The organism is Acinetobacter sp. 148, from assembly GCF_031196675.1.
In the GTDB taxonomy this organism is placed as follows: domain Bacteria; phylum Pseudomonadota; class Gammaproteobacteria; order Pseudomonadales; family Moraxellaceae; genus Acinetobacter; species Acinetobacter baumannii.
In genome coordinates this window covers 233,647-245,062 of record NZ_JAVIMT010000060.1, presented here as the reverse complement: position 1 = coordinate 245,062, position 11,416 = coordinate 233,647, and the positions used below count along the sequence as shown (strand labels likewise).

Annotated in this window: 15 protein-coding genes and 1 tRNA gene; 11 read left to right on the top strand and 5 right to left on the bottom strand. The window is 36.2% G+C overall.

Annotation, left to right across the window (positions count from 1 at the left end):
• Window positions 1-274: 274 nt before the first annotated feature.
• The 4 genes from RFX69_RS10395 (at window position 275) to RFX69_RS10380 (ending at window position 3,239) form a co-directional block, all read left to right on the top strand.
• Complete coding sequence (locus RFX69_RS10395; protein WP_289332473.1) at window positions 275-826, top strand: TetR/AcrR family transcriptional regulator; 552 nt, start codon at window positions 275-277, stop codon at window positions 824-826.
• A gap of 160 nt (window positions 827-986) precedes the next feature.
• Window positions 987-2,066 carry a hypothetical protein gene (locus tag RFX69_RS10390; RefSeq protein WP_269527735.1) on the top strand — a complete coding sequence of 360 codons (1,080 nt, stop codon included), beginning with the start codon at window positions 987-989 and terminating at the stop codon, window positions 2,064-2,066.
• Window positions 2,067-2,070: 4 nt separating this feature from the next.
• Window positions 2,071-2,541: a hypothetical protein gene (locus RFX69_RS10385; RefSeq protein ID WP_239956846.1), complete on the top strand. Its 471-nt coding sequence runs from the start codon at window positions 2,071-2,073 to the stop codon at window positions 2,539-2,541.
• Entirely contained in the window at window positions 2,538-3,239 is a 702-nt protein-coding gene (locus RFX69_RS10380) for a hypothetical protein (protein WP_269527733.1), read from the top strand. Before RFX69_RS10385 ends, RFX69_RS10380 begins: the two co-directional genes overlap by 4 nt.
• A gap of 57 nt (window positions 3,240-3,296) precedes the next feature.
• On the opposite strand, the gene RFX69_RS10375 is transcribed toward RFX69_RS10380, so the two are convergent.
• The 3 genes from RFX69_RS10375 to RFX69_RS10365 all read right to left on the bottom strand — a co-directional run bounded on the left by RFX69_RS10375 (window position 3,297) and on the right by RFX69_RS10365 (window position 4,308).
• Entirely contained in the window at window positions 3,297-3,650 is a 354-nt protein-coding gene (locus tag RFX69_RS10375) for a hypothetical protein (RefSeq protein WP_289332472.1), read from the bottom strand.
• 76 nt (window positions 3,651-3,726) lie between these two features.
• Entirely contained in the window at window positions 3,727-3,945 is a 219-nt protein-coding gene (locus RFX69_RS10370) for a DUF6500 family protein (protein WP_289332471.1), read from the bottom strand.
• A gap of 27 nt (window positions 3,946-3,972) precedes the next feature.
• Window positions 3,973-4,308: a helix-turn-helix domain-containing protein gene (locus RFX69_RS10365; protein WP_000128772.1), complete on the bottom strand. Its 336-nt coding sequence runs from the start codon at window positions 4,306-4,308 to the stop codon at window positions 3,973-3,975.
• 117 nt (window positions 4,309-4,425) lie between these two features.
• Between RFX69_RS10365 and RFX69_RS10360 the strand changes: the two genes are divergently transcribed.
• The 3 genes from RFX69_RS10360 to RFX69_RS10350 all read left to right on the top strand — a co-directional run bounded on the left by RFX69_RS10360 (window position 4,426) and on the right by RFX69_RS10350 (window position 6,383).
• The gene (locus RFX69_RS10360; RefSeq protein ID WP_000753356.1) at window positions 4,426-4,983 is read left to right on the top strand and encodes an NAD(P)H-dependent oxidoreductase; all 558 of its coding nucleotides are present in this window, start codon (window positions 4,426-4,428) and stop codon (window positions 4,981-4,983) included.
• 145 nt (window positions 4,984-5,128) lie between these two features.
• Window positions 5,129-5,908: a hypothetical protein gene (locus tag RFX69_RS10355; RefSeq protein WP_272245107.1), complete on the top strand. Its 780-nt coding sequence runs from the start codon at window positions 5,129-5,131 to the stop codon at window positions 5,906-5,908.
• Between the two features lie 133 nt (window positions 5,909-6,041).
• A complete protein-coding gene (locus RFX69_RS10350) occupies window positions 6,042-6,383 on the top strand; it encodes a DHCW motif cupin fold protein (RefSeq protein WP_272289430.1) in 342 nt (113 codons plus the stop codon).
• A gap of 64 nt (window positions 6,384-6,447) precedes the next feature.
• On the opposite strand, the gene RFX69_RS10345 is transcribed toward RFX69_RS10350, so the two are convergent.
• Window positions 6,448-6,537 (bottom strand) — tRNA-Ser (locus RFX69_RS10345).
• Window positions 6,538-6,655: 118 nt separating this feature from the next.
• Between RFX69_RS10345 and RFX69_RS10340 the strand changes: the two genes are divergently transcribed.
• Entirely contained in the window at window positions 6,656-8,533 is a 1,878-nt protein-coding gene (locus RFX69_RS10340) for a potassium transporter Kup (RefSeq protein ID WP_001181667.1), read from the top strand.
• A gap of 55 nt (window positions 8,534-8,588) precedes the next feature.
• Here the strand turns inward: RFX69_RS10340 and RFX69_RS10335 are convergent, their stop codons facing one another.
• Window positions 8,589-9,032: a hypothetical protein gene (locus RFX69_RS10335; protein WP_000581860.1), complete on the bottom strand. Its 444-nt coding sequence runs from the start codon at window positions 9,030-9,032 to the stop codon at window positions 8,589-8,591.
• Between the two features lie 255 nt (window positions 9,033-9,287).
• Here RFX69_RS10335 and RFX69_RS10330 point away from each other — a divergent pair, with 255 nt between their 5' ends.
• The 3 genes from RFX69_RS10330 to RFX69_RS10320 all read left to right on the top strand — a co-directional run bounded on the left by RFX69_RS10330 (window position 9,288) and on the right by RFX69_RS10320 (window position 11,351).
• Entirely contained in the window at window positions 9,288-10,367 is a 1,080-nt protein-coding gene (locus RFX69_RS10330; RefSeq protein ID WP_000157128.1) for a DNA/RNA non-specific endonuclease, read from the top strand.
• A gap of 96 nt (window positions 10,368-10,463) precedes the next feature.
• The gene (locus RFX69_RS10325; protein WP_289332470.1) at window positions 10,464-11,063 is read left to right on the top strand and encodes a LysE family translocator; all 600 of its coding nucleotides are present in this window, start codon (window positions 10,464-10,466) and stop codon (window positions 11,061-11,063) included.
• Between the two features lie 45 nt (window positions 11,064-11,108).
• The gene (locus tag RFX69_RS10320; RefSeq protein ID WP_000476056.1) at window positions 11,109-11,351 is read left to right on the top strand and encodes a hypothetical protein; all 243 of its coding nucleotides are present in this window, start codon (window positions 11,109-11,111) and stop codon (window positions 11,349-11,351) included.
• Window positions 11,352-11,416 lie beyond the last annotated feature (65 nt).

Sequence of the window (11,416 nt, the reverse complement as noted above, 5' to 3'; positions counted from 1 at the left end):
GTTCGCACATGCGTACTATTTTATCTCTCTCATTGGCAACCTTTGCCAAAATTTTTACCTCTATACCCAACTGGTCTTTAAAACGGTTTAACCGACTCTAGGTTTTAGCCCATAGGTCATTACGACTAAAAAATCATAGCAACAATAAAACCCGAGATAGGCGAGCACACCATTTTTGTGCGGCTTTTGCATGCCTGTATTTAGCGCTCAATTTAAGAGCGACAGCATTTCTATCTCTTTTATTTACAACAAAAAATTATTCTAAGCGATATACATGAAAAATTTAGAAGCTTCATTTAGAGCATTGCGAGTGCTCCACACGGCAAAAGATTTATTTAACCAATACGGGTTTCATAAGGTAGGGGTAGACCGAATTATTGCCGACTCCCAAATTCCCAAAGCCACCTTTTACAACTACTTCCATTCAAAAGAAAGACTCATTCAGATGAGCTTAACTTTTCAAACAGACGCTTTAAAAGAAGAGGTATTTTCCACGATCTATTCGTACCGTGAACTGATGGTGTTCGATAAACTCAAGAGAATTTTCTTTTTACATGCTGACTCAGACGGGCTTTATCGTTTGCCTTTTAAAGCAATTTTTGAAATAGAAAAACATTATCCTTCGGCTTATAAAGTGGTGGTTGATTATCGAAACTGGCTTATTCAGGAAATTCACAAACTACTTTTAACCGTAAAACCTGCCGCTACAGTTGAAGATGCGCATATGTTTTTGTTTGTGGTCGATGGAGCAATGGTGCAGCTTTTAAGCTCAAAGCAAACTGATGAAAGGGAATATTTGATTGATTATTTTTTAAGTCGGGTTTGAGGGGGGGGAGGCCCGACGAGAGTTGGGCTTTTCTTAAGAAATTTTAATAGAAGTTTTTTATTTAATTCTTTATATGAATTAGAATATTTTATTACTATGGCGATTTTTAATAAATAATGATATAAGTGCGTTATTTTTAAACAGGAAAAGGTTTAGTAGCGTGGCGCAAAATCAAGAAATTGAAAATTTAAAAAAAGATGTAATTAATAAATTAGATCAACTTAATAAAAGAAAATTTCCTGCAAACATTATTGCTGATATATTTCGTCCATTCCAAATTACTGGAAGAGGACGTGCTGGGTTAATTAATGCAGTAAAAGGTTTAAAAAAGGGAAATGTCGTAAATGACTTAACTCAAATTAATGTTAACTTAACAAAAATATTAGATAAGCATGTCTCATTTGCTAATAAAAAGATTTTCCTATTTAAATTAGATTCCGAAAATATTAAAAAAATTGATGATTACTTAAAAGCAATTTCTCTTAAAACAAAAGTATTTGAAGGTAATTTTGATCATACTCAAGCTACAAGTACAGATGCTGTATTAGCGAAAGCAGAAGAGCTGGATAGCGGAACAATTTACTATTTTAAAAGTGAACGTAACTATTATAAGACGATTCCTGAAAACCTTAAAGAAGGTGATGATTTCTCTTTAGAATATCCAGATGCTGTTGTTGTTGGTATCTCAAAAAAACTCCGCTTTGACCTAAATGCTTTTGATTTTATTAAAATAGACTATAAACACGATATCGTTGTTTTAGGTATTGATCTAATTAATGTTTTTGATAAAGCTTTATCTAATATAAAAATAGAAGAGTATAAAACGCTAATTAAGCGTTTTGGAATGTTAGATCAATTGAACAGCCTAAATTTGAGAAAAATTATTCCAAAAATGGAAGTGGAAGATCCAGCGACAGGTCGTGTCGTCAATCATGATTTTTCTACAGGAAAAGGAGGGTATACTTATCTAGGTAGAAGTGGGAAAAAATCAAATAATATGAGAGATGATAAGTTTTTCCAAGATGGATCAAAAAATCAGATACTTGATTTTTTTGGAATTGATCGTGAATATTATGTCTCCGAAGAGGAAAAACCAGTTGTTAGTTTGGGCTTAACAGAAGCTGAATTTAGGGATTCAACAAATAATCCAGTACACTTTGCAATTTTAGATTATCTAGAATCTTATAATGGACTGCAGTATTGTATTGATAGAATTATAATGCACTTGAAAAGTGAATAGATAAATGAATAGTAATTTACAAAGAGCTAATCAGGTTTTTGAATATTTCAGTCCATTAATTATAAAACTTATTGATGGACTACCAGAACACGAGTTAGTTTTTACTCTTTGTAAAAATTTAATTATAGAAATTGCGAATACTGATGATTTAACTAAAGAAACTGATATGCACTTTAGTTATTTGTTTACTGCTTCAAAAGCTAAAGATTCAGAGCATTCACAATTTATTAATGCTGTTTATCTATTAAGTAGCCAAGAGGTTAAGGTTTTAATTCAACATTTTCATTATCGGGATGAAGTAACAAAGTATTGGGTGGAGCTACCTAGACGTGAAGTTTTCTTAGCTATGAAAGAAAACGAGTTCTATCATCCTCAAGAAGGGAATAGATTAACTGCTGAACAATACTACCAAATTGTATTTCCTTATTTTGTACCAACGGAAGGTTTTATCAAAATTTGGGAGTCAATATCATGAATTTAAATTTGATGCCTAGAGCAATTGAAAGTGCTTATCGTGATCTCTTAGCTACAGAAGGTACTTATGAGGATTTTGTTGAAGAGGTATATAAAGATATAGATGAAATAACGACTGATATGCTAACAGCGGTAGAATATTATCGCGATCTAGATGAGGTCAGGATTTCTCATAATATTTGGATGAACCTAAAACGCAAATGGCCTTCAGTACAAAAAGATAGTGATACTAATGGTAATGCTGATATTTCTATTACTTTAGGACAATTTGTTTGGATTGCAGAGGCAAAAATATGGGGAGGTCCTAATAAATATGGTAATTCATATTTATATGGAGGTTATACTCAACTTACTGAGCGATATAGTAAAGGACAAGTAGGTGCAACGGCAGGCGCTATGCTTATCTTTATAAAACCAAATAATGCTAAACAAACTGAACCAAAAGTAATGGAACAGTGGCAGGCATATCTAACTGATCAATTGGGTGATTCTTTATTATCTTTAACTCCGTGTCCCAAGAAGTCTAGCTGTATTTATAGTTTACAACCCCATTCGGGGACAGAATATGCATATAAAGTAAGACATATTCCTATTACTTTTTTGCATATTCCTAGAGATGAAAGTGCTCAAAATGCAAAAAAATATAAAGGAATTACTGAAGATTTTGATAGAAATATAGATGATTTAAACTATGAATAATCTATCTGTAAAATTAAATTATTTTAATTAAATATCTCAATATTATAAAAGGTAAACCTATATTTTTATTAAGTAATTTTCGGCCAACTCATGAGCTAAATTGAGAATATATTTTTCATGATTTGTTTTCGTAAATTCATCAAAAAAATTAGGACTATTTTTTAGAATTTCGGGTGCTTGTGTTGTGTCAGACTGACGTTGTAGAGCTAATAAAATCGTTAGCAGTTCATATGTATAGTCTGGTTGAGCGTCATCTTTAAGAAGCTTTATAACATGTGAAGAAAACTTAAAAGCTTCTGCTGGTAATAGTGAATAAACATTTTCATCAATGAAGCTCGACAAGTACCATTCATCTAAATCTTCTTTTGAGGCTAATTTTTCAAGAAAACTAGATAAAGTATTTATAAACATTTTTATCCTTTCTCACTTTATCTCTAGTATGAAAATAAAAGACTATCCTATTCTCGATAGTCTTTCACTCTAACTTTTACTGTTCACTTAAAACTAATTGTTTAATCTTCACAGCTTTCTCGAAGTGATCTAGTTTATGTTCCATAATCCACCAATGCGCTGCTTCCATCAATAGCTTAGGGTTGTCATTCTTATTTTTAAAAAAAGCATAAAAAGATAGACCGACATTGTCTCCTTTCTTTTCTATTTTATCGTCGCATCCCCTAATAAAAATTTCTCTTAATTCATGTCTCATATTGAGTATCACTTTAAGTTTATAAAACTAAGAATTCATATTCCGCTCGCCCCATTGGCACATCATATCTAACAACGGAATTAAAGATTGTCCTCTTTCAGAAAGACGATACTCAACCTTTGGTGGAATTTGAGGATATTCCTTACGAATAATAAGTTCGTCTCTTTCTAACTCTTTAAGTGTATTGCTCAGCGTTCTAAATGAAATATTGCCAATACAGCGCTGCAACTCATTAAAACGCATAACGGTTTTTCCATACAGCCAATACATGATGATCATCTTATATTTGCCATTAATTAAAGAAAGGGTATAGCCAAATCCTGTTTCTTCTAATGGCGTATTTGATGGAAGGCAGTCAGTCATTTTTTAAAATCTACACTATCTTTTAGTATAGTATATAACAAAAATTACCGTACTTATATTTAGGAAAGCACACTTCTATAATCGATTTATCTACTTTTCGATAAGAGTGTTTTTATAATGAAAAAGACATTAGTGATCGTTGCACATCCTCACATAGACCAGTCTGTAATTAATAAAAGATGGGTAGAGGAGTTAGAAAAATATCCCGACCAATTTACCGTTCACCAGATTTATCAAGCCTACCCAGATGGCGTAATTGATGTTGCCAAAGAACAAGCGCTTGTAGAAGAACACGAAAATTTAGTCTTTCAATTTCCAGTGTATTGGTTTAACTGCCCGCCACTTTTGAAACAATGGCTTGATGAAGTTTTAGCGTATGGTTGGGCTTATGGTTCAACAGGTGACAAGCTTAAAAATAAAAAGTTTATGCTGGCGGTGTCTGCGGGTGCTCAAGAAAAAGTTTATTCAGAGCAAGGTGAATATAAGCTTTCGTTAGAGCAGATTTTTAGTTCTTTTGAACTCACCGCTTTATATGTTGGGGCGGTCTATCAACCACTTTATGCATTTTATGGTTTAGATACAAACCCTTCACCAGATGATGCTATTCCAACTCACCAAGAAATAGATAACAGTGCCGTTCAGTACGTTCAGAAGTTATTAGCTTTGTCTGAGTAAATTTAAAGATAGAAAGGCCTAAGCGTGAGGGTTTAGGCCTTTTATATAGAAGATTTTTTAAAAAATTACATTAAGGTATTAAGTTAAATATACGATTTATCTATGATATAAATGTTCGTTAAATATAGATTAAATTTAAAAAATTATGACCGTTTTTCGCATTAAGGAAAAAGAAAATTCCCTTATAACTGAAGATGCTCATGAATTAATATGCTACGCAACAATCAGTGAAATAAACTCATGGAACGATGTTGCTAACTTATATTCAGAAATTAAGCAGAAACATTTCCCTAAAAAAGTATTATTACTTTTAGAAGATATAGGACAGTGCGAATACACGTCTATGCATGCTTCAATGGGAGAGGGGCTTTATTTTGATACCACAGAATTCGTTGAAGATGACAGTGCAGCAAGTTGGGAAAATACTCGACCTTTAGAGCTTCGATACCATATTGAACAATTATTAAAGCCAGAAAATTATTTAAACTTTAATAACTTGCCAAAAAAACTTAACTATAGCGATGAAGATCAGGCAACTCTGCTACAGATCAATGCTGAACCAGAAAAAATTTTAGATGAAGTTATTCAAGTAAAGTTAGTCAATATTCAAACTGAAACTCAAAAATTTGCAGCATGCCTCAATGGTTACTTTACTTGTGATTTGAACCCTTTTGAGTCTTTTAGCTTGATTGAGCATTTAGATCAAAACTATGGCTTAGAGTATGTGGGTTTAGGGGCAAGCTTATTATTCTTTATTAAAACATCAAAATTTGATGCAAATAAAACGCCTCAATTACTTAATGAGTTGAGCAACTTTTATCAATTCAACCAAACAACACATAACCAGTTAGAACAGCATTTATCTAATCGTGAATATCTTATTTTGCCTTATGTAGAGTCATTAGAAGTTTTTGATCTGGATTAAGGCTGATTAGAGAAATCTAATGAGTTTCTTTCTTAGTTGGGCGTTGGCTTTAAGAGATAATATTTTTAAAGTGTTTGCAAAAACCAATTTTGTCTATAAGTTGAAAACACAATAATACGTCTTTGGAAAAACTATGAATATCGCACCTTTTCCATTTCAAATTACAAATTGGGAAGAAATAGAAATCACTGAATATAGCGGTGAAACTGGAAAAGCTTATTGGAAAACTCAATTTTTTGGTGAAGAAGGAAATAAAATAAGAGTAAGGCTTGTAGAGTACTCTTCAAACTACTTGGCAGACCATTGGTGTGAAAAAGGATATATTTTATTTTGCCTAGAAGGTGAGTTAGAAAGTAGATTGAAAGATGGACGAAAATTTACTTTAACTTCAGGTATGAGTTATCAAGTCGGAGATAACTCCGAACCACACCAGTCTTATAGCTTGAATGGTGCGAAGTTACTTATCGTTGATTAAATTAATTTTATTTAAGTTAAATAAAAAAGACCTAAATCAAAACGATTAGGTCTTTTTTGAATTCTGGCGGTGAGAGAGGGATTCGAACCCTCGATACGCGTAAACGTATACACACTTTCCAGGCGTGCTCCTTCAGCCACTCGGACACCTCACCAAGGCGTGCGATAGTAACTAAAAAAACGAGTCCTGCCAAGATTTAAGACGAGCTTTACAGAAAAAAAATAATAGAGGTGATAAGATTGCGCTAAAAATCATATTGGTTTAATTACACAATGCAAAATACGGCCAAAAAAGCGACCTTGCCTGCCACGGCTTTGGCAGCTCTTGGAGTGGTCTTTGGAGACATCGGAACAAGTCCGCTCTATGCCTTGAAAGAGTCCTTCCATGCAGCGCATGGGTTGGGAATTCAGCCTGAAAACGTATTAGGAATTTTATCCATTATTTTTTGGTGCTTAATGCTGATTATTAGCATCAAGTATGTCGCAATCGTGATGCGTGCAGACAACAATGGTGAAGGTGGCATTATGGCCTTACTCGCGTTGAATTTGCGTAAAGCGAAAATTGCCGACAACAAAAAAATCTACATGATTGCGATAGGCTTTATTGGGGCATCACTGTTCTTTGGTGACGGTATTATTACCCCAGCCATTTCAGTATTGTCTGCGGTCGAAGGGTTGTCTATTGCAACCGATGTATTTGACCCGTTCATTATGCCTATTGCAATTGCCATTATCGTCACGCTGTTTTTGGTGCAAAAGCACGGTACGGCGTTTGTAGGTAAGTTTTTTGGTCCAATTACGCTTGTGTGGTTCTTATCTTTAGGAATCTTGGGTATTCACAGTGTCATCCAAACACCTGTGGTACTAGGCATGTTTAGTCCGCATTGGGCGATCCAGTTTATCTATCACCATCCGATCATGACATTTTTTGTGATGGGTGCTGTGGTGTTAACAGTGACTGGTGGTGAAGCGCTATATGCCGATATGGGACATTTCGGACCAGTGCCGATTCGTCTGGCGTGGTTCTTTGTGGTATTGCCATGCTTGGTTTTAAACTACGCAGGACAGGGCGCATTATTACTCAGAGACCCAGCGGCAATTGAAAACCCATTCTATTTACTGGTGCCGCAGTGGGCCTTGTACCCAATGATTATTATGGCAACCATGGCAACAGTCATTGCCTCTCAAGCTGTAATTTCAGGGGTGTTTTCTCTTGCGCGCCAAGCGATTCAATTGGGTTATTTACCGCGTTTAAGTATTAAACATACGTCTGAGTCCGAAGAAGGTCAGATTTATGTACCTTTCTTAAACTGGTTACTTTTAATCGCAATTATTATCTTAATTTTAATCTTCAAAACCAGCTCGAACTTGGCAAGTGCGTACGGTTTGGCCGTAACTTTGACCATGCTCTGTGACACGATTTTGGTTGCCGTGTTTATCTACTCGGCGTGGAAGTGGAGCCTGCCAAAAGTGCTTCTCCTGATTATTCCGTTCTTTATTTTAGAGTCGGTATTGGTCGGTGCAACTTCACTTAAAATCTTGTCGGGCGGTTGGGTGCCATTATTGATTGGTGCGATTGCGGTGACTATTTTAATGACATGGAAACGTGGCCGTGAGCTTACTTTTGCTAAGCTTGAACACGATACTTTGTCACTCGATTTGTTTGTAAAAAGTATTGGTAATAGTGTGCACTGGGTGCCGGGCGATGCTGTATTTATGACGGGTACGCCAAATGTTGTGCCACATGCCATGCTGCATAATATTAAGCACAACAAGGTACTGCATCAGCGTAATATCTTGGTCACTGTAGTGATTGAAGATGTACCGTTTGTTGCACCTGAAGAGCGTATTACAACCGAAACCTTAGCCGAACATTTCTTCCGTATTAAAATATTCTACGGTTTTAAAGATGAAATGAATGTGCCGAAAGCATTGATGCAAGCCTATGAACAATTAGGCCTTGAATATGACTTGATGCATATCAGCTTCTTTATTTCGCGTGATCGTATTGTTCATTCTGTGGGAGACGGTATGTCGCCATGGAGAGAAAAGCTGTTTATTTCAATGCAGCGTAATACCAGTCCGGTCAGTGATTTCTATCAAATTCCAACTAACCGTGTTGTTGAATTAGGTAGTCAAATCGAAATATAAAATTTGATGTAATAAAAAAACCAAGACATATGTCTTGGTTTTTTTATGGCTCGGATTATTGAGCTTGTGGCATAGGTGCATCTGCTGGTAACGCCCCATCTTTTGCCATTGGGTCTGCTGATTGGTTCGGGTTAGCAGCTGGCGGTGGAGTGTTCGGATCTTGTGGCGCTGGAGCCGCTTGATTCGGTGCAGGTGGCACTGCATCAGTTGGTGCAGCTGGAGGAGCCATTTCACCGCCCGCTGGAGGTGCTGGTGGAACATCTGCCGGAATAGGAGCACCGGTAGGCGCTGCGCTTGTTGGTGCAGCAGAAACTTGCTGTACTTGTCCGCTATTGACCAAATCGCTAATAGAACCTGGTTGGCCGTTGACGGTTGTAGTCACTTTTACTTTAGATAAGCTTTCTAAAGTATCACCTGGCTGGACTGCTGGTTCAGCCAAAGCAGCCATACTACACAATCCTGTGATTACGCCAATACCAATAATCTTTGAATGGATCATTAAATGGACTCCGATTATATTTTTATCCAAATTTGTGGAGCTAACCATGTCATAAGCCATAAGTGTATTTCAACGAAAGATACGCAATTGGCGCAATTCAATAGCCAAAGGCTCTCATAATGCCAACAGACTGTTACGTAAAACCGATTAGAGTTACAAAAAAGATGACCACGTTTTAACCATTTGAAAGATAAGCGATATACTTAAAAAAGCAGGATTGTTAAGCTGCGTGTGGACAGTGGTATTGATAGAAACATGGCAAGTAAAAAACGTAGTAAAGGTACAAATTCATTTTCTCTAAGTGAGCATTTTGGCAAGATTATTCTTGCTTGTATTGCAGCCGGAAGCTTTGCAATTGCTTTCGGCAGTGAAAAGATTTCGCAGTGGTTTTCGCCTTTAAGTACTAACTCGACTTGTCTTAACCAGTTTTATCGTGAAGTTCCGCCTGCGTTAAATAAAGAAAGCTTAAAAAAAGACAGCTATCCGCTGTGCTTTAACGGTTTTAATGTTCTTTATTCAGGCATTTCTAAAACACCATTATGGTCGGCCGAGCATTTAGATGCTGAACGTTTAAGTGTCAAAATTAAACGTGAAGATAACTTCCATGAAGAAACGCGTGTTCCTCAAAAGCATCGGGCACTTTTAAGTGACTACCGTGGTTCAGGGTATGACCGTGGTCATATGGCACCGAATGGCGATATGCCAAATAAAGAATCACAGTCTGATAGTTTCTCGCTCAGCAACATGGTGCCGCAAGCGCCTAAAAATAACCAAGAAGTCTGGCGTAAACTTGAAGAAGCAACCCGTGCTATTGTCACCAAGCAAAAACAAGATGTATATGTCGTGACAGGACCTGTTTTTGAGGGTAAACGTCTCAAAACGATTGGGCAGGGTGTGATTGTACCTACCGCAGTTTATAAAGCGGTGTATATGCCAAAAACTGGCGCTATTGGGGCTTACTACGCACCTAATAATAACTCGCAGCAAGTGAAGGTAGTGAGTGTTTGTTATATAGAAGAAAAGCTTGGTATTAACTTATTTCCACAGTTAACCGAGCAGCAAAAACGTAACGTTTATCGCTTACCGTTGACTGCTAGCCAAGTTAAACCCAACCAAAAGCTCGACTATTTGCATTGGGATGGTGAAAGCCAGTGCGAACAAGACCTAAGCGCAGAACAAATTCAAGCGTTACAAGACCAATTTAAAAAGCAAAAAACTGGCTCTTCTGAACCGATGGAAGCAAAAGTTCCAAGTATTGATGAAGAAACTAGAAATGCCATTGTGAAACAATTGGTTGAAGCCTTGGTGAACTATTTCTTGCAGATAATGAAATAAGACGCTTCTAGCACTGTTGTGAAGGCTGAAACGATACAATAAGATAAACAGACAGATCTGTCTGTTCATCTATTTATTCGAATAAGGATAATAATAATGTTTGCCTCGATGTTTCTTTTTTCTTTTGCAATGTCGATTACACCCGGTCCCGTCAATACAGTTATTTTATCGACCAGTTTAAATCATGGTTTAAAAAGATCACTTCCCTATATTTCAGGTGCCACCATTGGCTTTACCTTACTTTTGATTTTTATGGCCTTTGGCCTTCAAAGTGTATTAACTCAGTTTCCAGTTGTCTTAAAAATTCTTGCAGTTTGTGGAACGCTCTTTGTTTGCTATATCGGCATAAAAATTATTCTTTCTGCTGCCAATATTTCAATTTCAAGTGCACCTGTAGGGCACATGCTTATTCCCAATTTTAAAGATGGTTTCTTATTACAGTGGCTTAATCCAAAAGCGTGGTTGGCTTGTGTGTCGGGCATTACCATGTTTACTAGCATTGAAAACCCGCAGTCGTTGCCGATCTTTATTATTATTTATTTCTTCACATGCTATGCATGCTTGTTCTTTTGGGGACTATGTGGTGATAAATTTTCAGTGGTACTGAATAAGGGCAACCGTTTGAAATATTTTAATATCCTAATGGGCGCTTTCTTAATTTTGTCGGCACTTTTAATTTTGATTGATTTTTTTTAAATTGGTCGTATTACACTTTGAAGATATAACAACGAGACAATAGCTATGTTTAAGCCATTTGAAAAGGGTACTGAGTCTTCTTCAATTGAAGATTTAACATTAGAAAATGATGTCGATTGCGTGAGTATTTATGGCAATTTGCAAATCACTAAAGACAAAGTCGGGTTAGAGCAGGCAAAGGCATTGCAGAGTTTTTTAAATGATGTAGTTGCAGCTTTGGAAAAAGAAGAATTACCTGAGAAAATTGAACGTCCGGCTGAACAAGAAGTTAATAATCCGTTTTTGTAATAAATATATTTTACTCAATTTGCTATCGCGATGGCGGCACGGATGCCGCCTGTTTCACTGCGTTA